Source organism: Roseateles sp., from assembly GCF_036486225.1.
Taxonomy (GTDB): Bacteria; Pseudomonadota; Gammaproteobacteria; order Burkholderiales; family Burkholderiaceae_C; genus Roseateles.
On sequence record NZ_DASVNZ010000277.1, the window covers coordinates 1 to 21,121 of the forward strand.

At 68.4% G+C, this 21,121-nt stretch carries 17 protein-coding genes and 1 pseudogene; 6 read left to right on the forward strand and 12 right to left on the reverse strand.

Annotated features, from left to right (window positions below):
- From VF536_RS18210 to VF536_RS18220, 3 genes are all read left to right on the forward strand, one after another.
- On the forward strand, window positions 1-2,659 hold a 2,659-nt coding region (locus VF536_RS18210; RefSeq protein ID WP_331616276.1), incomplete at its 5' end, for an efflux RND transporter permease subunit.
- Entirely contained in the window at window positions 2,656-5,832 is a 3,177-nt protein-coding gene (locus VF536_RS18215; RefSeq protein ID WP_331616277.1) for a multidrug efflux RND transporter permease subunit, read from the forward strand. The genes VF536_RS18210 and VF536_RS18215, both read left to right, overlap by 4 nt.
- A gap of 15 nt (window positions 5,833-5,847) precedes the next feature.
- Window positions 5,848-7,335, forward strand: coding sequence for an efflux transporter outer membrane subunit (locus VF536_RS18220; RefSeq protein ID WP_331616279.1), 1,488 nt, complete (start codon window positions 5,848-5,850; stop codon window positions 7,333-7,335).
- Here the strand turns inward: VF536_RS18220 and VF536_RS18225 are convergent, their stop codons facing one another.
- From VF536_RS18225 to lipB, 3 genes are all read right to left on the reverse strand, one after another.
- Window positions 7,336-9,279 carry a hypothetical protein gene (locus VF536_RS18225; protein WP_331616280.1) on the reverse strand — a complete coding sequence of 648 codons (1,944 nt, stop codon included), beginning with the start codon at window positions 9,277-9,279 and terminating at the stop codon, window positions 7,336-7,338.
- 162 nt (window positions 9,280-9,441) lie between these two features.
- On the reverse strand, window positions 9,442-10,452 hold the full coding sequence (lipA, locus tag VF536_RS18230; RefSeq protein ID WP_331616281.1) for a lipoyl synthase: 1,011 nt from the start codon (window positions 10,450-10,452) through the stop codon (window positions 9,442-9,444).
- A gap of 32 nt (window positions 10,453-10,484) precedes the next feature.
- Window positions 10,485-11,153 carry a lipoyl(octanoyl) transferase LipB gene (gene lipB / locus VF536_RS18235; protein WP_331616283.1) on the reverse strand — a complete coding sequence of 223 codons (669 nt, stop codon included), beginning with the start codon at window positions 11,151-11,153 and terminating at the stop codon, window positions 10,485-10,487.
- 62 nt (window positions 11,154-11,215) lie between these two features.
- Here lipB and VF536_RS18240 point away from each other — a divergent pair, with 62 nt between their 5' ends.
- Window positions 11,216-11,896 carry a tetratricopeptide repeat protein gene (locus VF536_RS18240; RefSeq protein ID WP_331616284.1) on the forward strand — a complete coding sequence of 227 codons (681 nt, stop codon included), beginning with the start codon at window positions 11,216-11,218 and terminating at the stop codon, window positions 11,894-11,896.
- Between the two features lie 40 nt (window positions 11,897-11,936).
- Here VF536_RS18240 and VF536_RS18245 read toward each other — a convergent pair whose 3' ends face one another.
- The 7 genes from VF536_RS18245 to VF536_RS18275 form a co-directional block, all read right to left on the reverse strand.
- On the reverse strand, window positions 11,937-12,227 hold the full coding sequence (locus VF536_RS18245) for a DUF493 family protein (RefSeq protein ID WP_067281461.1): 291 nt from the start codon (window positions 12,225-12,227) through the stop codon (window positions 11,937-11,939).
- A gap of 24 nt (window positions 12,228-12,251) precedes the next feature.
- Entirely contained in the window at window positions 12,252-13,133 is an 882-nt protein-coding gene (locus VF536_RS18250) for a D-amino acid aminotransferase (protein WP_331616285.1), read from the reverse strand.
- A 124-nt stretch (window positions 13,134-13,257) separates the two neighbouring features.
- On the reverse strand, window positions 13,258-14,427 hold the full coding sequence (locus tag VF536_RS18255) for a D-alanyl-D-alanine carboxypeptidase family protein (protein ID WP_414710408.1): 1,170 nt from the start codon (window positions 14,425-14,427) through the stop codon (window positions 13,258-13,260).
- 13 nt (window positions 14,428-14,440) lie between these two features.
- The gene (locus VF536_RS18260; RefSeq protein WP_331616286.1) at window positions 14,441-15,076 is read right to left on the reverse strand and encodes an alpha/beta hydrolase; all 636 of its coding nucleotides are present in this window, start codon (window positions 15,074-15,076) and stop codon (window positions 14,441-14,443) included.
- A gap of 15 nt (window positions 15,077-15,091) precedes the next feature.
- Window positions 15,092-15,424 carry a (2Fe-2S) ferredoxin domain-containing protein gene (locus VF536_RS18265; protein WP_331616287.1) on the reverse strand — a complete coding sequence of 111 codons (333 nt, stop codon included), beginning with the start codon at window positions 15,422-15,424 and terminating at the stop codon, window positions 15,092-15,094.
- On the reverse strand, window positions 15,421-16,644 hold the full coding sequence (locus VF536_RS18270; protein WP_331616288.1) for a VanZ family protein: 1,224 nt from the start codon (window positions 16,642-16,644) through the stop codon (window positions 15,421-15,423). The genes VF536_RS18265 and VF536_RS18270 overlap by 4 nt, the downstream gene beginning before the upstream one ends.
- Window positions 16,645-16,651: 7 nt before the next feature.
- Window positions 16,652-17,080, reverse strand: coding sequence for a CopD family protein (locus tag VF536_RS18275; RefSeq protein ID WP_088407705.1), 429 nt, complete (start codon window positions 17,078-17,080; stop codon window positions 16,652-16,654).
- A 220-nt stretch (window positions 17,081-17,300) separates the two neighbouring features.
- Between VF536_RS18275 and hemB the strand changes: the two genes are divergently transcribed.
- Window positions 17,301-18,308, forward strand: a complete 1,008-nt coding sequence (gene hemB / locus VF536_RS18280; protein ID WP_331616289.1) for a porphobilinogen synthase — start codon at window positions 17,301-17,303, stop codon at window positions 18,306-18,308.
- A 41-nt stretch (window positions 18,309-18,349) separates the two neighbouring features.
- A complete protein-coding gene (locus tag VF536_RS18285) occupies window positions 18,350-19,444 on the forward strand; it encodes a magnesium transporter CorA family protein (RefSeq protein WP_331616290.1) in 1,095 nt (364 codons plus the stop codon).
- Between the two features lie 3 nt (window positions 19,445-19,447).
- On the opposite strand, the gene ybeY is transcribed toward VF536_RS18285, so the two are convergent.
- Together ybeY and VF536_RS18295 are read right to left on the reverse strand one after the other, a co-directional pair.
- Window positions 19,448-19,894 carry an rRNA maturation RNase YbeY gene (ybeY, locus tag VF536_RS18290; protein WP_331616291.1) on the reverse strand — a complete coding sequence of 149 codons (447 nt, stop codon included), beginning with the start codon at window positions 19,892-19,894 and terminating at the stop codon, window positions 19,448-19,450.
- Between the two features lie 257 nt (window positions 19,895-20,151).
- Window positions 20,152-21,105: pseudogene (locus VF536_RS18295) on the reverse strand (PhoH family protein); the annotation flags it as partial.
- Between the last annotated feature and the right edge of the window lie 16 nt (window positions 21,106-21,121).

Genomic DNA, 21,121 nt, shown 5'->3' on the forward strand with positions numbered 1-21,121 from the left:
GCGCATCCAGGTGAACCCCAAGGCGCTGGCGGCGACAGGTGTCGCGCTGGATGATGTTCGTACCTCGATCGCGGCATCCAACGTCAACCAGGCCAAGGGCAGCTTCGACGGCGCGCAGCGGGCCTCGACCATCGACGCCAACGACCAATTGAAATCAGCCGCCGAGTACCAGGATCTGATCATTGCCTGGAAGAACGGCAACCCGCTGCGGCTGAGCGACGTCGCGGAGATCGTCGACGACGCCGAGAACCTGCGTCTCGCGGCCTGGGCCGACACCACGCCCGGCGTGATCCTGAACGTGCAGCGCCAGCCCGGCGCGAACGTGATCCAGACGGTCGACCGCGTGAAGGCGCTGCTGCCCAAGCTGCAAGGCACGCTGCCGGCGTCCGTCGACGTGCAGATTCTGTCCGACCGCACGACGACCATCCGCGCCTCGGTCGACGACACCGAGATCGAGCTGCTGCTCGCGATCGTGCTGGTCGTCGCGGTGATCTTCCTGTTCCTGCGCAGCGGCAGCGCCACGCTGATCCCCAGCGTCGCGGTGCCGCTGTCGCTGATCGGCACCTTCGGCGTGATGTACCTCGCCGGCTTCTCGATCAACAACCTGACGCTGATGGCGCTGACCATCTCGACCGGCTTCGTCGTCGACGACGCGATCGTGATGATCGAGAACATCGCCCGCTATGTCGAGGAAGGCGACTCGCCGATGGAGGCCGCCATCAAGGGATCGAAGCAGATCGGCTTCACCATCATCTCCCTGACGGTCTCGCTGATCGCGGTGCTGATCCCGCTGCTCTTCATGGGCGACGTCGTCGGCCGGCTGTTCCACGAGTTCGCGATCACGCTGGCGGTGTCCATCCTGATCTCGGCCTTCGTCTCGCTAACGTTGACGCCGATGATGAGCGCGCGGCTGCTCAAGCCCGAAGTGGAGCAGAAGCACTCGCGACTGGGCACCTGGTTCGGCGAGAAGTTCGAGGCCATGATCCAGGCCTACGGCCGCGGTCTGGACTGGGTGCTGGACCGCCCGGTGCTGACGCTGCTGGGCTTCTTCGGCACGCTGGCGCTGACCGCGCTGCTGTACGTCGTCGTGCCCAAGGGCTTCTTCCCGGTGCAGGACACCGGCCTGCTGCAGGTCATCACCGAAGCGACGCAGAGCACCTCGTTCGACGCGATGAGCGAGCGCCAGCAGAAGCTGGCAGAAGTCTTCCTGAAGGATCCCGACGTCGACCACATCGCGTCCTTCATCGGCGTCGACGGCGCCAATGCCTCGCTGAACACCGGCCGCATGCAGATCACGCTGAAGCCCTTCGCGTCGCGTCACGCGTCGGCGACGGAAATCATCGCGCGGCTGGGCGACGCGAACCGGCAAGTGCCGGGCATCACCGCTTACATGCAGCCGGTGCAGGACCTGACCATCGAGGACCGCGTGTCCAAGACGCAGTACCAGTTCCTGCTGAGTTCGCCGGACTCCGGCGACCTGCAGAAGGCCAACGACCAGTTGCTGGAGCGGCTCAAGGCGCTGCCGCAACTGGCCGACGTCGCCAGCGACCTGCAGAACCAGGGTCTGCAGGCCTGGGTGCAGATCGACCGCGAAGCGGCAGGCCGGCTCGGCGTGACGATCGCGGCGATCGACACCGCGCTCTACAACGCCTTCGGCCAGCGGCTGATCTCGACGATCTACACGCAGTCCAGCCAGTACCGCGTCGTGCTCGAGGCGGCGCCGGAGTTCCGCAGCGGACCGCGCGCGCTCGAAGGCCTGTACGTGCCCGGCAGCACGACGACGACCGGCGCCTCCGGCACGGCCTCGACGAGCTCGGTGCAGGTGCCGCTGAACTCGGTCGCGCAGATCATCGAGCGCCCGGCGGCGCTGGCGATCAACCACGTGGCGCAGTTCCCGGCCGCGACGATCTCGTTCAACCTGCCGCCCGGCGTCGCCCTGGGCGACGCCGTCAAGGCGATCAAGACGGCGCAGGCGGAGCTCGACCTGCCGATCAGCGTCGAAACCAGCTTCCAGGGCGCGGCGGAGGCCTTCAGCAACTCGCTGTCGAGCACGCTGTTCCTGATCCTGGCGGCGGTGGTCACGATGTACATCGTGCTGGGCGTGCTCTACGAGAGCTACATCCACCCGGTCACCATCCTGTCGACGCTGCCGTCGGCTGGCGTCGGCGCGCTGCTGGCGCTGCTGCTCGGCGGGCTGGACCTGGGGATCATCGCGATCATCGGCATCGTGCTGCTGATCGGCATCGTGAAGAAGAACGCGATCATGATGATCGACTTCGCGCTCGAAGCCGAACGGGAACAGGGGCTCGAACCGCGCGCCGCGATCCACCAGGCCTCGCTGCTGCGCTTCCGCCCGATCCTGATGACGACGATGGCCGCGCTGCTGGGCGCGCTGCCGCTGATGCTGGGCACCGGCGTCGGCCATGAGCTGCGGCATCCGCTGGGCGTGACCATGGTCGGCGGCCTGATCGTGAGCCAGCTGCTGACGCTGTTCACGACGCCGGTGATCTACCTCGGCTTCGCGCGCATGGCGCAGCGCTGGCGCGAGCGCCGCGGCGTGAAGCGCGAGACGCGTGCCGCCGAGGAACGCCGTGGTCCCGACGCACCGCAGATCGCCGATCCGGCGGGTCCGATCGGTCCGGGCGGAGATCTGCGATGAACATTTCGGCGCCGTTCATCGCGAGGCCGGTCGCGACGACGCTGATCACCATCGGCATCGCGCTGGCGGGGATGCTCGGCTATCACTTCCTGCCGATCGCGCCGCTGCCGCAGGTGGACTTCCCGACGATCTCGGTGTCCGCCTCGCTGCCGGGCGCGAGCCCGGACACCATGGCCGCGACCGTCGCGACGCCGCTGGAGCGCGCGCTGGGCAGCATCGCCGGCGTCACCGAGATCACCTCGCGCTCCGCGCTCGGATCGAGCAACGTCACGCTGCAGTTCGACCTGAGCCGCGACATCGACGGCGCCGCGCGCGACGTGCAGGCCGCGATCAACGCGGCACGCACGCTGCTGCCCACCGGCATGCCGAGCAACCCGACCTACCGCAAGGTCAACCCGGCCGACGCGCCGATCATGATCCTGGCGCTGACCTCGCAGACGCTGACGCGCGGGCAGATGTACGACACCGCCTCGACGGTGCTGGCGCAGCGGCTGGCGCAGGTGGGCGGCGTCGGGCAGGTCAACGTCGGCGGCGGCGCGCTGCCGGCGGTGCGGGTCGAGCTCAACCCGGACAAACTGGCGGCCAACGGCATCTCGCTGGACCAGGTGCGCCAGGCCATCACGAACACCAACGCCAACCGGCCCAAGGGCGCGGTCGAGCAGTCCGGCCGCTACTGGCAGGTCGGCGCGAACGACCAGGCGCGCACCGCCTCCGAGTACGCGCCCGTGGTGCTCTCCTACCGCGACGGCGCCGCGCTGCGGCTGCGCGACGTGGCGGACGTGAGCGACTCGGTCCAGGACGTGCGCAACTACGGCGCCTCCAACGGCCAGCCGGCGATTCTGCTGTTCATTCAGAAGGAGCCGGGCGCCAACATCATCGAGACGGTCCAGCACGTGCGTGAGCTGCTGCCGCGCCTGCAGGCCTCGATCCCGCCGGCGATCGACCTCAAGGTCATCAGCGACCGCACGCCGACCATCCGCGCCTCGCTGGACGAGGTGCAGCGCGCGATGGCGATCGCCGTCGGCCTGGTCATCCTGGTGGTGCTGCTGTTCCTGCGCAGCTGGCGCGCAACGCTGCTGCCCGCGGTGGCCGTGCCGGTGTCGCTGGCCGGCACCTTCGGCGTGATGTACCTGTGCGGCTACAGCCTGGACAACCTGTCGGCGATGGCGCTGACGGTGGCCACCGGTTTCGTCGTCGACGACGCGATCGTCGTGCTGGAGAACATCACCCGCTACATCGAGCAAGGCCTCGAACCCGTGGAGGCCGCGCTGCGCGGTGCTCGCGAGATCGGCTTCACGGTGATCTCGATCAGCCTGTCGCTGGTGGCGGTGTTCATCCCCATCCTGCTGATGGGCGGCGTCGTCGGGCGGCTGTTCCGCGAATTCGCGGTCGTGCTGTCGGCCTCCATCCTGGTGTCGATGATCGTGTCGCTGACGACGACGCCGATGATGGCCTCGCGCGTGCTCAAGCCGCGCAAGGAGCCCGAGCCCGGCGCGGCGAAGAAGCGCAAGGGCTGGTTCGCTCATGCCGCCGGCCGCTTCAATCGCGGACTGGCGCGCGGGTACCGGCGCTCGCTGATGTGGACGCTGCGGCACCAGCCGGTGGCGCTGCTGTCGCTCGTCGCGGTGGTCGCGCTGAACGTGCACCTCTACGGCGCGATCCCCAAGACCTTCTTCCCGCAGCAGGACACCGGCGTGCTGATCGGCGGCGTGCAGGCGGACCAGGGCAGCTCCTTCGAGATGATGCGCAAGCGGGTCGACCGCTTCATGGAGATCATCCTGTCCGATCCGGCGGTGGAGAACGTCAACGGCAACACCGGCGGCGGGCAGCGCAATGGCGCCAACTTCTACATCACGCTCAAGCCGCTGAAGGAACGCAAGGTCTCGGCCGACCAGGTCGTGAACCGGCTGCGCGACAAGATGGCGCATGAGCCCGGCGCCAACCTCTTCATGGTGCCGGTGCAGGACATCCGCATCGGCGGCCGGCAGGCCAACGCGCAGTACCAGTTCACGCTGCAGGCGGACGACCTGGAAGTCCTGCGCGAATGGGAGCCGCGCGTGCGCAACGCGCTGTCGCAGCTGCCGGACCTGACCGACGTCAACACCGACCAGCAGGACAAAGGCGTGCAGACCTCGCTCGTCATCGACCGCGACGCGGCGGCCCGGCTGGGCGTGACGGTGAGCACCATCGACACGACGCTGAACAACGCCTTCGGCCAGCGACAGGTCGGCGTCATCTACAACCCGTTGAACCAGTACCGCGTGGTGATGGAGCTGGCGCCCCAGTACCTGCAGGGGCCGGAGACGCTGCGCAAGCTCTACGTCACCAGCAGCGCCGGCGCGCAGGTGCCGCTGTCGGCCTTCAGCCGCTTCGAGACGACCAACACGCCGCTGTCGGTGAATCACCAGAGCGGGTCGCCGGCGTCGACGATCAGCTTCAACCTGCCCGAGGGCGTGTCGCTGTCGCAGGCCACGGACGCGATCAACAACGCGATGTCGGAGCTGGGCGTGCCGGTGTCGGTGCGCGGCACCTTCGCGGGCACCGCCAACGCCTTCCAGGACGCGCTGAAGTCGCAGCCCATCCTGATCGGCGCGGCCATCATCGCGATCTACCTCGTGCTGGGCATGCTCTACGAGAGCCTGGTGCATCCGGTGACCATCCTTTCGACGCTGCCGTCGGCCGGCGTGGGCGCGCTGCTGGCGCTGATGATGTTCAACACGGAGTTCTCCATCATCGCGTTGATCGGCGTGATCCTGCTGATCGGCATCGTCAAGAAGACCGCGATCATGATGATCGACTTCGCCATCGCGCGGCAGCGCACGACGGCGCACCTGACGGCGGGCGCTGCGATCTTCCGTGCCGCCAAGCTGCGGCTGCGCCCGATCCTGATGACGACCTTCGCGGCGATCTTCGGCGCGGTGCCGCTCGCGCTCGGAAGCGGCGACGGCGCCGAGCTGCGCAAGCCACTGGGCATCGCCATCGTCGGCGGTCTGATCCTGAGCCAGGTGCTCACGCTGTACACGACCCCGGTCGTCTTCGTGACGATGGAACGGCTGCGCCAGCGCGTGATGAAGCGCCGCGCGGCCAAGCGCGCCGCCAAGGCCGGCGGCGCATCAGACGCCGCGCCCCCGATGAATCCCGAGCCGCCAGCGGCTCCGACCCTGCAGGGCTGAAACATGCAGACAGACATGCAGAGCGACATGCAGACCCCGATGATGAAGAACGCTTCCTCCATCTCCGCCGCACGCCCGCGCACGGCCCTCAACACCGTCGCGACAGCCGCGGCGTTGACCGCGCTGATCGCCTTGATGAACGGCTGCGCGGTGACGCGCGTCGATCCGCCCGCGCCGGTCGCGGCGCCGGCGCAATTCAAGGAGGACGCGCTCTGGAAGCAGGCGCGCCCCGCCGCCGCCGAGCCGGTGCCCGAGCAGTGGTGGACGCTGTTCGACGACCCGGTCCTCAACGACCTGCAGCATCGGCTGGTGATCGGCAACGAGAACCTGAAGGCGGCGGTCGCGCAGGTGGAAGGCGCCCGCGCCGCGCTGGAGGCCAGCCGCTCGGCCTTCTTCCCCACGCTGTCCGCCGGCTTCTCGGGCACGCGCAGCAAGAGCCCTGACGGCAACGTCACCAACGGCTCGATCAACCGCGGACCGACCAACAGCGTCCAGGCCTCGCTGAACGCGAGCTGGGAACCCGACCTCTGGGGCCGGCTGCGCCTCGCGAGCGAAGGCGCGAACGCCTCGCTGCAGGCCAGCGCCGACGACCTCGCCGCGGCGCGCCTGAGCGCGCAGGCAACGCTGGCGCAGACCTACTTCTCGCTGCGGACCGCGGAAGCGCAGGAAGCCTTGTACGACCGCAGCGTGAAGTCTTATCAGCGCTTCCTCGACCTGACGCAGGCGCGCTATCAGAGCGGCGTCGCCGCGCGCAGCGACGTGCTGCAGGCGCAGACGCAGCTGCGTTCGGCGGAAGCGCAACTGCTGGAGACGCGCTCCACGCGCGGCCAGCTGGAGCACGCGATCGCGGTGCTGCTGGGACTGCCGCCGTCGGCGCTGGACCTGAGCAAGAGCGCCACCTTGCCGAAGCCGCCGGCGGTGCCTGAGATGCTGCCCTCGCAGCTGCTGGAGCGCCGGCCCGACATCGCCGCCGCGCAGCGGCGCGTGGCGGCGGCGTACTCGCAGATCGGCGTCGCGGACGCGGCGTACTTCCCCTCGCTGACCTTGTCGGGCAGCGCCGGTTATCGCAACAGCACGCTGAGCGATCTGCTGTCGGCGCCCAACCTCTTCTGGTCGCTGGGCCCGTCGCTGGCGCAGGCGATCTTCGACGGCGGCCAGCGCAAGCTGGCGAGCGCGCAGGCGCGCACGAGCGCCGAGGTCGCGACCTCGACCTATCGCCAGACGGTGCTGACGGCGCTGCAGGAGGTCGAGGACAACCTGATCCTCACCGACCACCTGCGCGAGGAAGCGCGGCTGCAGCAGGAGGCGCTCGACGCCGCGCAGCGCAACCTGGAGCTGGTGACGGACCAGTACCGTGCGGGCACGGTGTCCTTCCTGGACGTCACGACCGCGCAGAACAGCGCTTTCAACGCGGAGGCGTCGCTGCTCTCAGTGCGCAACCGCCAACTGGCGGCGATCAACCTGCTGCTGAAGAACGTCGCCGGTCGCTGGACGCCGGCCTGATCAGGGTGCGCGCGGCGCGAGCAGCGTCGACAACAAATCCTGCGTGCCTTCGATGCGTTCCAGCGCCGGATAGCGCAGGCCCTGGGAAGCATCGACCGTCACGGTCTCCTGCTTCCCGTCGACCTGGATGCCCAGCCGCAGGTCACCCTGCTTGGCGGCCGCGGCGATCGCGGTCGTGAGGCGTTCCGCGCTGTAGGGTTCATCGTTGACGATCTTCAGGCGTGTGCCGGGCACGATGCCCGCTCGGAAGGCCGGTCCGTTCCACGTCGCCGCCTTCACCCGTCCGTCCTTCGTCACCGTCATGCCCACCGACCACGTCAGATCGAGCACGCCTTCGCTGGCCTCGTAGAGGCGGAAGTAATCGGTCGGCGTCTCGCGGAACACCAGACGCCAGCCGTGCGCGACGAGACCGTCGAGAACGCCGTCGTCATCGTGGGTATCGAGCTTCCTGCGCAGCGTCCCTGCCCAGGGCCCGGGGCAGACGTGATCGAGCGTCGCGACGACATCGGCCTCCGAATAGGGCCGCTGCCGTTCGCCCGGCTTCTGGTCGGCCGCGCTGAAGAAGCGCGTGGCGAAATCGTCCAGGCCCCGTGCGCCGTGGCTGCATCGGCGCAGACGCGCGTCGATGTCGAGCCAGAACAGCACGCCCTCGATGTAGTAGTCCTCGCGTCGCTGCCAGTCGCGCCAGTACACGGTCCCGTCCTGGATCAGCGGATCGTTGGCGCTGTCCGCGAGCGACTTCCACTGGCGCCCCGCGCGGTGTTGGACGATGGCCGCATCCAGCGCGATCGCCCCTAGCGTCTGCTCGACCGTGCGCAGTCCCGAACGCGCCGCGACGACGCGCGACCAGAACTCCGTCTGGCCTTCGTAGACCCACAGCAGCGTGCCGGTGAACGGCTCGTTCGGCGTGGCGACGGCCATGTCCACCGGCACGCGCCACAGGCCGTTCCAAGCATGGATGAGCTCGTGCGGAATGACGTCGATGAAGGAGGTCGACTCCGCCGGCTCGGAGAACAGATTCGCAGGCAGCACGACCTCGCCCGAGTCGGCATGCTCGATGCCGCCGGGACCGGGCAGGCGGTCGTCGAGCGCGATCAGGTAGTCGTAGCGTTTGAACGGCGGCACGCCAAAGATCGCTTCCGTCTCGCGTTGGACCGCTTGCATCTTGCCGTCGAAGCGGTCGACGTTCCTCACCACGTCAGCGTCCACGGCGAGCCAGTTCGCGCGCACGGGACGCGCGCCGCCGATGATCTCCCGCGTGACCACGTGGCGAGACGCGAACACCGGCGAATCGATCAGACGATCGAGCGACACCGGCTCGAAGCGGAACCGGTCACCGTCGACCGCACCGGACAAGGCGGTCGCCGGAACCATCCCTGCGGGCAGCTTGATCGCCGCCTGCACCGGCAGGTCGCTGGCCTTCCAGCCCGACGGGTACATCAGCATCCGATTCCAGTAGACCCCGACGAAGCCGTCGACGATCGTCGCCGAGGGATCCCGGCTGAGCGGCGCCAGGTATTGGAAGCTCAGATCGAGCGCTTGCGCACCCGCGGGCACGACGACGCGGAAGGCGTGGACCCGCGCCGGATCGCGCCGCCACGCCAGCGTCCTGCCGTCGGCCTCGACGACCAGGCCCGCCAGGCGGTGCGCGGAAATCGAGGGCGCGTGGCTGCCCGTCTCCCACTGCGGATAGAGCAGCGTCATCTCGCCTGCTCTCTGCACGGGGATGCGCTGCTGGATCGTCACGATCCGACGGCGGGTGTCGGTGAGATCGACGTCGAGCGTCATGAGGCCGCGGAAGGTGGTGCTGGCCTTCGCGGCCGCGGGGCGAGCCTTCGATTGCGGATCGCGGGAGGCTTGCGCGATCGCCGGAGCGACCGCCATCCACGCCAGCAGCATCGCGCCGGCCAATGCGCGCTTCGGCGCGCTCGAGATCTTGTGCATGGGAAGCGGAAGGCGCGATGCGCGCAAGGCCGGAGGAAGAAGCGCCGTTTGTAGAGGCCGCCTCGACGCCTCAACGAAAGTCATGCACCGGGTCGAGGGACCATGCAAAACGGCCCCGAAGGGCCGTCCATGTGTGGTCGATCGCTCAGGCGATCAGAGCCATCAAGCCGCCGACGCCTTCTCCGCTTCCACCTTCTCCAGCGCGGCATGCGCCTGCTGGTCCGCGTGGTAGCTGGAGCGCACCATCGCGCCGACCGCCGCGTGCGTGAAGCCCATCTTGTAGGCCTCTTCCTCGAACATCTTGAAGGTGTCCGGGTGCACATAGCGGCGCACCGGCAGGTGGTGGCCCGACGGCGCCAGGTATTGCCCGATCGTCAGCATGTCGATGTTGTGCTCACGCATGTCGCGCATGACCTGGAGGATCTCCTCGTCGGTCTCGCCCAGGCCGACCATGATGCCGCTCTTGGTCGGCACGCCCGGCACCGCTTCCTTGAAGCGCTTCAGCAGGTTCAGGCTGAACTGGTAGTCCGAGCCCGGACGCGCTTCCTTGTACAGGCGCGGCGCGGTCTCCAGGTTGTGGTTCATCACGTCCGGCGGCGCGGCCTTCAGGATGTCCAGCGCGCGGTCCATGCGGCCGCGGAAGTCCGGCACCAGCACCTCGATCTGCGTGCGCGGGCTCAGCTCGCGCACCTTGCGGATGCACTCGGCGAAGTGGCCGGCACCGCCGTCGCGCAGGTCGTCGCGGTCCACGCTGGTGATCACCACGTAGTTCAGCTTCAGCGCCGCGATCGTCTTGGCCAGGTTCAGCGGCTCGTCCACGTCCAGCGGATCCGGCCGGCCGTGGCCGACGTCGCAGAACGGGCAGCGCCGCGTGCACTTGTCGCCCATGATCATGAAGGTCGCCGTGCCCTTGCCGAAGCACTCGCCGATGTTGGGGCAGGACGCTTCCTCGCAGACCGTGTGCAGCTTGTGCTCGCGCAGGATCTGCTTGATCTCGTAGAAACGCGTCGACGGCGATCCGGCCTTCACCCGGATCCAGTCCGGCTTCTTCAGCTGTTCCGCCGGAATGATCTTGATCGGGATCCGCGCCGTCTTGGCTTGCGCCTTCTGCTTGGCGGTCGCGTCGTAGTCGGACGCGCTCTTGGCTTCGTGGGTGACGTTCTCGGTTGCCATCAGGCGTTCTCTCGGTTGCCGTGTGCCGGGCCTCAGGGTTGGAGCTGCGCGGCGAGCCGCTCTCCGAACCGCTGGGCCACCGTGGCCCAGTCCGTGAAAACCCCGAGTGTACCGAGGTCCACCGTCTGAAGCCCTGCGTATCCGCACGGATGGATGCCCAGGAAGGGCTTCAGGTCCATCGCGACATTCAGCGCGACGCCGTGATACGTGCAGTGCCGGCTGATCTTGATCCCCAGCGCCGCGACCTTGCCCAGGCCGCGGAACGGATCCGCCGGATCGGCCGGTCCGGTCAGGGCGGCATGCGCCCCGGGGTCGTCCAGCCGCACGTAGATGCCGGGCGCGCCGGCCACCCGGTGGCCCGTCACACCCACGCCTTCCAGCGTCTGGATCACGGCCGTCTCCAGGCGGAAGACGTATTCCTTGACGAAGATCCCCAGCCGCTTCAGGTCCACCAGCGGATAGGCGACCACCTGCCCGGGGCCGTGGTACGTCACCTGGCCGCCGCGGTTGGTCTGCACGACGGGGATGCCCTGCGGGTCCAGGACGTTGTCCGCCTGACCGGCCAGGCCTTGGGTGTAGACGGGGTCGAATTCGCAGAGCCAGAGCTCGTCCGGGGTCTCCGGACCGCGCGTCTCGGTGAAGGCGCGCATCGCGTCCAGCGTGGCCGCATAGTCGACGCGGCCCAGGGTCTTGATCAGCATTCCGGCATGCTAGCCGTGATGGCCCTAGCATCGTCGGCATCGGGACATTCAGGAGCCGCGCCATGCCGCGTCACATCACGGTCCTCCCCGGGCTCGCCATCGCGCTCGCGGTCTGCTGCCTCGCGTTGCTGGGCGGCTCTGCCTTCGCCGCCGGCGTCACGCTGGAACAGGCGCTCGCTACGTACGAACGCGGCGATCTTCCGGCCGCGGAGAAGCAGTTCCGTGCGCTGTCGCAGCAGGGCCTCGCGCTCGGCGACTACAACCTCGCGATGATGCATCTGCGCGCGGAAGTGCCGAGACCTGATCCCAAGCTCGCCCGGCAACTGCTGTTGCGCGCGGCCGGTCGCGGCCTCGTCCGCGCCGAGCTGGCGTTGGGCCAGTTCCACGAGCAGGGCGAGGACGGCAAGCGCGATCTGGTCCAGGCCCAATCCTGGTACCTGAAGGCGGCGGAACACGGCAGCGTCGATGCGCAGGTGGCGGTGGCCACGGCGTTCTATCTGGGACGTGGTGCCGGCAAGGACTTTCCGCAGGCGGCGCAGTGGTACCGCGAAGCCGCCAAGGGCGGCGACGTGGGCGCGCAGTACCTGATCGCGTCGATGTACGAGTCGGGGCTGGGCGTCGATCGCGACCTGCGTCTGGCGCGCTACTGGTACGACATCGCGGCGCGCAACGGAGACGAGGCGGCGCCGTACAAGCTCAAGGCGGTCGACGCGGCGCTCGCGGCCGACGCCGGCTCAGTCTGAGCCGGCGCTATCGGACCTGACGCGGTCCGACCGCTCCTGTTTACAGGACGACCTTCACCATCGGGTGCGTGGTCAGCGTGCGATAGAGCTCGTCGAGCTGCTCTCGGCTGGTCGCCGTGACGGTGATGGTCACGCCCAGGTACTTGCCGCCCGAGCTCGGGCGGGTCTCCACGGTCGCCGCGTCGAACGCCGGATCGAACTGCTGCGCGACGCTGACGATCGCCTCGACGAAACCGTCCACCTGCGCGCCCATCACCTTGATGGGGAACTGCGACGGGTACTCGATGAGCGATTGCTCGGGCGGGATCGGGGCGTTGTTGAAGCTGGTCATGATGGGAAATTCAAATGGAGTCGGTCAGCGGCTTTGCAAGACCTTGGCCCGTTGGTAGGCCTCGTGGAGCTTCGCGTAGACCGGGCCCGGCTTGCCGCGCAGCGCGCCATGGCCGACCTGTTCGTGGTCGAGCCGGGTGACCGGCGCGACCTCCTTGCTCGCGGAGGTCAGCAGGATCTCGTCGGCGGTGCTCAGCTCGGTCTCCGCGATCGGGCGCTGGTTGCAGGCGATGCCGAGTTCCTCGCAGAGCTCCTTGAGCAGCCGCACACGGATGCCTTCGAGCAGCGTCTCGCCCGGCGGCGGCGTCAGCAGCGCGCCGTCGCGCACGATCCAGACATTGCTGCTGGAGCCTTCGGTCACGTAGCCGTCGCGGATCAGCACCGTCTCGTCGGCGCCTTGATCAGCGGCCGTCTGCCGCGCCAGCACGTTGCCCAGCAGCGAGATGCTCTTGATGTCGCCGCGCTGCCAGCGGAAGTCCCGCGCCGTCACGCAGATCAGGCCTTGATGGCGCTGCTCCGGCGTCAGCGCGAGCAAGGGCTGCGTGTACGCGAGCACCGTCGGCTCCAGGTCCTTGGGCATCGCATGGCCGCGCGCGGCGACGCCGCGCGTGACCTGCAGATAGATCATCTGGTCCTCGACCTCCGGCAGATGCGCCACCAGGCTGTGGAACAGGTCCAGCCAGGCTTCGCGCTCGTAGGGATCCTCGATGCGCAACGCTTTCAGGCTGCGGCCGAGCCGGTCCAGGTGATCGTCGACGCGGAACAGCCGGCCCGCGTAGACGGGGATCGACTCGTAGACGCCGTCGCCGAAGAGGAATCCCCGGTCCATCACCGGCACCCGGGCATCGCCGAGGCGGCCCAGGTGGCCGTTCAGGTAGCAGGGAAGATCGGCCCAAGGCATGGTCATCGGTGGCTCCCGCAGTGTGGTCACGCCGCAGCCACCGACTGTACGCCGCCGGCCCGGCAGGCCAACCCCGGCAAGCGAGGGGCCTTGGCCTGTCGGCCTGCCGGCCTGCCGCAGGCGAAAGGGCTTACTTGATCCAGAGCCGGATCGCGTCCCAGGCGCGGCCGAAGATGCCGGCCAGCGGCACCTCCTGCTGCACGACCAGCGGCACCTCGGCCACCGGCGCGCCGCCCGAGGTCGTCACCTTCAGCGTGCCCACGCGCTGGTTCAGCGCCAGCGGCGCGACCAGCGGATCGGTGCGCTGGATGTCGGTCTTGAGCTTGCCGCCCTCGCCGCGCGGCACCGCGACGAAGACCGCGTCGGCCGCGCCCAGCTTGGCTTCCGGCAACGCGCCCTTCCAGACCTTGACCGTGGTGATCGGCTGGTTCTTCTCGAACAGGCGCACCGCGTCGAAGGCCGAGTAGCCCCAGTTCAGCAGCTTCTGGCTTTCGGTCGCGCGGGCCTCCTTCGAGGCCGTGCCCATCACCACGCTCAGCAGGCGGCGCTTGCCGTTGGGCACGTCGCGCTGCGCGCTGGCCGCCAGGCAGTAGCCGGCCGCATCGGTGTAGCCGGTCTTGCCGCCGTCCACCGACGGATCGCGGCCCAGCAGCATGTTGCGGTTGGACTGGCGGATCTTGTTGAAGGTGTATTCGCGCTTGGAGTAGTAGTCCGCGTAGTACTGCGGATAGTCCTGGATCACGTGCGAGAAGATGACCGCGATGTCGCGGGCGCTCGTCTTGTGGCCCGGCTCGGTGATGCCGGTGACGTTCTTGAACGAGGTGTTCTTCAGGCCCCAGGCCTGGGCCTGCTTGTTCATCATCGCGACGAACTGCTCGACGGTGCCGCCCACGCCTTCGGCCAGCGCCACCGAAGCGTCGTTGCCCGACTGGATGATCATGCCGCGCAGCAGCTCATCGACCTTGGGCGTCATCGTCGTGTCGATGAACATCAGCGACGGGTCGCCCTTGCGCTCGTCCCAGGCGCGCTTGGACACGGTCAGCGTCTGATCGAGCGTCAGGCGCTTGGCCTTGAGCGCGTCGAAGACGACGTAGGCCGTCATCAGCTTGGTCAGCGAGGCGGGATCCTGCGGCGTGTCCGCGTCGCGCTCGGCGAGCGTCTGGTGGGTCGTCAGGTCCAGCAGGACAAAGTTGCGCGCCGCGATCTCGGGCGGCGTCAGCGCCTGCGCCGAGGCGCCGGTCGTCATCACGAAGCTGGACAGGCCCACGCCGAGGGCCAGGGAGGCGAGGAATCGTTTCATTCGAGAGAAATCCTTAGGCGCGCGCTTCACCGACGGCATGCCAGCCGCGCAGCACCAGAGTCTTGAGCAGCGGCAACTGCCCATGGAAGAAATGCCCGACACCGGGCACCACGATGACCGGCAGCGCCTGCGGGCGCGCCCAGTCGAAGACGGCGCTCAGCGGCACCACATCGTCCTGTTCGCCGTGGATCACGACGGTGTCGGCCGGCACGGTGGCGACGCCGAAGCGGCTCGTCGCCGGACCGACCAGCAGCAGGCGCTCGGCCGGCTGTTCGAGCTTGAGCGCGGCCTGCGACGCGACGAAACCGCCGAACGAGAAGCCGGCCAGTGCGAGTGGCTGCGCCGGATCGCGGAAGGCTGCGATCACGGCCAGCGCATCGTCGACTTCGCCGCGGCCTTCGTCCCAGCCACCGGCCGACTTGCCGATGCCGCGGAAGTTGAACCGCACCGCGCGATAACCCAGGTGCACGAACGCGCGCGCGATCGTCTGCACCACCTTGTTGTCCATCGTGCCGCCCTGCGTCGGATTCGGGTGGCAGATCACCACCACGCCGCGCAGCGGGCCGGCATCGACTGCGGGTTCGTCGATGGCGCATTCGATCTCGCCGGCCGGGCCGGCGATCTGCCGGCGCTGGGTCTGTGCGTTCATCCGATGTCTCTCCGGTCAGCGGCCGACCGAGTCGTCGAGCACCAGGCGTTCAACGACCTCGCCATGCTTGAGGTGGCGTTCGACGATCTCGTCGATGTCGCTGTTGTCGACGAACTGGTACCAGACGGCCTCCGGATAGACGACCGCCACCGGCCCGCCGGCACAGCGATCCAGGCAGCCCGCCTTGTTGACGCGCACACCGCCCTTGCCGGCCAGCTTCTCGGCCTTCACGCGCTTCTTGCAATGGTCGAAAGCCTCCTGCGCGTTGTGCTGAAGGCAGGCGTTCTCGTTCTCGCGCTGGTTCAGGCAGAAGAAGATGTGGCGTTGGTAGTAGCTGGGGGAGCTCATCGGTCGATTGTAGTTTCAGGGTTTTCACCGAGCGACCGTTCGTGCGGTCCGTCACGAACCGCTTGTCCTTCAGAGCGCCCGCCGGATCGCTCATCGGCAGCACGCTCACCGGCAGGCGGCGGGCCTGGGCGGTCGCTCTGCGTCACGCCGTAGAGCAGCCAGGCCAGCGCCGCGAACGGCCACAGCCAGCCCACCCATTGCGCCAGGCCGTAGAGGTTGACGAAGCGGCCCTGCTCCCAGAACTGCAGGCTTTCGAGCAGGTAGGGATCGGAGGGCGCCTCGGCCATCAGCGCGATCAGCACGGTCAGCACGACCAGGCCCCATGCCGCGTTCGCGCGCCGCGACATGAACGCCGCGAGCAGCGCCAGCGCGCCGCCGATGATGAGGCCGGGTTCCGTCGTCGAGGTCAGCCAGGCCCACGCATGATCGGGACCGAAGTTCAGCAGCGTCGACCAGGCCGTCGTCGTCACGCCCAGCGCGATGGCGCCCAGCACCAGCAAGGCGCGACGCCTGCCCGGTCGCGCCACCGACAGCGCCAGCAGACAGGGCGCCAGGACGCCCATGGCGATGGCGATCGCCTCAAGGCCGGGCGGCAGCGGCAGGTCGTCGGTCAGCTCCTTGGGCACGAGCTCCCAGGGCGTGTTCTCGAGCAGCAGCTCGGCCCATTCGCGCAGGCGGGGGAACAGCTGTCCGAGGCCCAGCGGCAACGGCGCCGGATACAGCAGCCCCACCGGCCACAGCGCGAGCAGCGCCAGCGCGCCGGCGCTGTGCGGCACGAACCAGCGTTCGCGCCAGCCGTTCCAGCGCTCCAGTCCGCCCAGCCACAGCACCGCCCACGCGCACAGGCCGCCGAGCCAGGCGCCGGCGCTGTTCAGCAGGAAATCCGCCAGCGACGGCACGCGGCCGGGGAGGAAGTACTGCAGCGTCTCCATCGAGAACGACAGCAGCGGCAGCCCGACCACCGTCAGCAGCAACGCACGCAACAGGCTGCCGCTGCCGCGCATCACCGCAGAGAAGCAGAGCAGCCCCAGCGGCCAGTAACCGGCCACGTTGATCCAGATGTCGAACTTGCCCCAGTAGCGCGGCCAGGGCAGCCCGACGAAACCCGGCCACGGCAGGCTGGGCGGCATGCGCCAGGGCCAGAACGGATAGAGGCTGGCGTAGACCACCAGCACCGCGTAACACAGGGCCAGCCAGGTGGCGGAACTGCGCCGATGCATCACCGGATCAGAAGGGTTTGACGACGACCAGGATCACGATGGCCGCGAAGACGAGGACCGAGACCTCGTTGAACACGCGGAACCACTTGTGGCTGCGGCGGTTGGCGAGCATCTCGAACTTGCGCAGGAAGGCGCGGCACACGTGGTGATAGCCGATGACCGCGACGACCAGCGCCAGCTTGGCGTGCATCCACCCGTTGCCCGGCCCCCGCCCAATGCCGTAGTACAGCCACAGCGTGAGGCCGAAGGCCAGGGCCAGCACCATCAGTCCCGAGCTGAAGCGATAGAGCTTCAAGGCCATGATCAGCAGCCGTTCGCGCTCGGCGTGGCTGTCGGCCGGCACCATGGCCAGATTCACGAAGATCCGCGGCAGATAGAACAGGCCGGAGAACCAGGCGGCGACGAAAATGATGTGAAGCGCTTTGATCCAGAGCATCACGGCATTATGGAGGGCGCGAAAAAAAACCCCGGCTTCACAGCCGGGGTCGGAAAGCCTTATCGCTGTCATCACGTTAAGGCTCCTGCTCAGGGAGGAAAAGCAGGGAACGACAGCCAACGGCTATCATTCAAGAACGACTTTAACAGATCTGCCGAATTTCGGAATCTACGTCTTTCCACCTAGTGGCCCCTCATCCTGGTGGTACTTCTCGGAAATCATGCAACTTCCTGCCCCTTATCCCGCCAGCCGTCCCCGTCGCCTGCGCCGCGACGCCTTCACCCGGGCGCTGGTCCGCGAACACCGCCTGCACGCCAGCGATTTCATCTTTCCGGTGTTCGTCCATGAGGGCGAGAACCGCGTCGAACCGATCGCGTCGATGCCGGGCGTCTCCCGCCTGAGCCTGGACCGGTTGATTCCCGTCGCCGAGGAATGCGTCGAGCTGGGAATCCCGGTGATCGCGCTGTTCCCGGCGATCGATACCGCGTTGAAGACGCCCGACGGCATCGAGGCGACGAACCCGGACGGCCTGATCCCGCGTGTCGTGCGCGCGCTCAAGGAGAAGGTGCCCGGCCTGGGCGTGCTGACGGACGTCGCGCTCGACCCGTACACCAGCCACGGCCAGGACGGCGTGCTCGACGAGCAGGGCTACATCCTCAACGACCGCACCGTCGAACTGCTCAAGCAGCAGGCGCTGGTCCAGGCTCGCGCGGGCGTCGACATCGTCGCGCCCAGCGACATGATGGACGGCCGCATCGGCGCGATCCGCGCCGCGCTCGAGGCGGACAGCCACATCCACACGCGGATCATGGCCTACAGCGCCAAGTACGCCAGCGCCTTCTACGGCCCGTTCCGCGACGCGGTGGGCTCGCGCAGCAACCTCGGCAAGGCCGACAAGAAGACCTACCAGATGGATCCGGGCAACAGCGACGAAGCGCTGCGCGAAGTCGGCCTGGATCTGGCCGAAGGTGCCGACATGGTGATGGTCAAACCCGGCCTCCCGTATCTGGACATCGTGCGCCTCGTGAAGCAGGAGTTCCGCGTGCCGACCTTCGCGTACCAGGTCAGCGGCGAGTACGCCATGATCAAGGCCGCCGCCGCCAATGGCTGGCTGGACCACGACGCCGTGATGCTCGAGGCCCTGCTCGCCTTCAAGCGCGCCGGCGCCGACGGCATCCTGACCTACTTCGCGATGGACGCGGCGCGCCTGATCCGCGCCGGCGCCTGAGCGTTCCCGACGCCAGGGAACGCGGGCTGCCCGACCGACGCATGCGCATCTTCCATCTCAGCGACGCGCTCTACGAGGAGCTCGCCGGCCTACCCGACGAGCTCCCGCCCGAAGGCTTCCTGTGGATCGGCCTGCCCCGGCGCGAATTCGAACTCCAGCTCGGCACGCTGCAGCAGCGGCTGACGCGCTGGACCGGCGCGCAGCTGCTGGACCTGCACGTGTCGGATCTGATGAATCCGCAACTGCCGTCGCACTTCGACTACACGAGCGCGTACGACCTGATGGTCTTCCGCCGGCTCGCGACGATGCCCGGCAGCGAGCAGTACCTGTCCGACGATGAACCTCGCCACGCGGCGGCGGTGAACGAGGCGCTGAAGGCCATCGACACGAGTCCGGTCGGCTTCGCCGTCTTCGACCGCGTGCTGATCACGGTGCATCCGGGCGAGTGCTCGCTGCGGGACCACTTCGCCGGCAAGCTCGGCGCGCAGCAGGAAGGCCGCGATCTGCGCGGCAGCACGCGGCTGCCCCACAGCCCGGCCGAGCTGATGCTGCGCATGGTCAACCACATGGTCGACAGCTACCTGGACCTGCGCCGGTTGCTGACACGTCAGCTGACGACGCTGCAGAACCTGCTGCTCGACCGGCGCGGGCACTTCCGCGACTGGCCCGTCGTGCTGCACGCCCGCGACACGCTGTCGCGGCTGGAAGACCTCTGCGAAGACCAGCGCAGCGCGGTCCAGGAATGGATAGACGCGCTGGGCGAATGGCCCGTCGGCGATGCGCGGGCGGAGCGCGAGCGCGAGCTGCTGCGCGTGCGGTCGCGCGACGTGCTCGAACACGTGGAACGCGTGCTGACCCACGTGCGGCGGCTGGAGACTTCGGCCGAGACCTCGGTGCAGATGCACTTCTCGCTCACCGGCGAGCGCACCAACAACATCATGCGGACGCTGACCGTGCTGACGGCCATCTTCCTGCCGCTGAACCTGATCACCGGCGTCTTCGGCATGAACTTCGACACCCTGCCGCTGATCCACCGGGCGACCGGCTTCTGGATCGCCGTGGGCGTCATGGTCGTGACCTCCCTCCTGCTCGGCGCCTTCTTCTGGCGCAAGCGCTACCTGGGCACGCAGCAGTAGCGTTCAGCGTTTGGCGTAGGGATCGGCGAAGCCGAGCCCGACCATGACCTCGGTCTCGCGCGCTTCCATGAACTCGGCCTCGTCGTCTTCCTCGTGGTCGTAGCCCTGCGCGTGCAGCGTGCCGTGGACCAGCATGTGCGCGTAGTGCGCCACGATGTCCAGGCCCATCTCCTTCGCCTCGCGCTCGACGACCTCGGCGCAGATCACCAGGTCCGCGGCGACGACCGGCTCGTGCGTGTAGTCGAAGGTCAGCACGTTGGTCGCGTAGTCCTTCGAGCGGTACTCGCGGTTGAGCGACTGACCTTCCTCCGCACCGACGATCCGGACGGTGATCTCGCCCGGCAGCTCCAGCGCGGCGCGCATCCAGCGGATCACCTTGTGCCGCGGCAGCAGCGCCTTGTGGCGCGGGTCCGCGAATTGCAGCGACAGGCTCAGTTCCGGTCGGCTCATCGCGAGACTCCCTTGCGCGTGGACTTGGCTGCCGCTTTGACGACCGCCTGCTTCGCAACGGGTTTCTTTACGGCGGGCTTCTTCGCCACCGGCTTCTTCGCCGCTGCCTTCTTCACGGCAGGCGGTGGCGGCTCCTCGATGCGCATCGCTTCCTCGCGCAGGCGCAGCGCGCGCAGGCGACGCTCTTCGCGTTCTTCAGCGAACTGTGCGCGGTGCTCTTCTTCCGCGCGGGCTTCCTCCCGCGCCAGCGCCTCTGTCTGGTCCTCATACGCCTGCACGATGCGCGCGACCAGCGGATGGCGCACCACGTCCGCGCGCGTGAAGCGCGTGATCGCGATGCCCTCGACGCCGTCCAGCACCTGCTCCGCGTCGACCAGACCGCTGCGCATGCCGCGCGGCAGGTCGATCTGGCTCGTGTCGCCGGTCACCACGCACTTGCTGCCGAAGCCGATGCGGGTCAGGAACATCTTCATCTGCTCGGGCGTCGTGTTCTGCGCCTCGTCCAGGATGACGAACGCGTGATTCAGCGTGCGTCCGCGCATGAAAGCCAGCGGCGCGATCTCCAGCTGACCCTTGTCGAACGCCTTGGTCACGCGGTCGAAGCCCATCAGGTCGTACAGCGCGTCGTAGAGCGGCCGCAGGTACGGGTCGACCTTCTGCGTCAGATCGCCGGGCAGGAAACCGAGGCGCTCGCCGGCCTCGACCGCCGGGCGCGTCAGGATGATGCGCTGCACCGTCGAGCGCTCCAGCGCATCCACCGCACAAGCCACCGCAAGGAAGGTCTTGCCCGTGCCCGCGGGGCCGATGCCGAAGCTGATGTCGTGCGACAGGATGCTGCGCAGGTAGAGATGCTGGTTGCCGGTGCGGCCGGCCAGGTCGGCGCGGCGGGTGCGCAGCACGACGCTGTCGCCGTCCGTGTCCTCGCCGTCGGCGGTCTTCGCCGGCGCGGCCACGTCGTTGGCCGCCTCGACGATCGCCAGCCGCAGGGTCTCGCCGGGGATCGCCCGGTCGGCTCGCGCGTAGAGCGACTCCAGCAAGGCCAGCGCGCGATGCGCGGGCGCGCGGTCGCCCTCGACGTTGAAGTGCTCGGCGCGGTGGGTGATGCGCACGCTCAGCGCCGCCTCGATCTGGCGGAGATGATCGTCCAGCGGGCCGCAGAGGTGCGACAGGCGCCGGTTGTCGGCGGGGGTGAAAGCGTGGCGCAGGTTCAAAGCGGAGAAGGCTCCG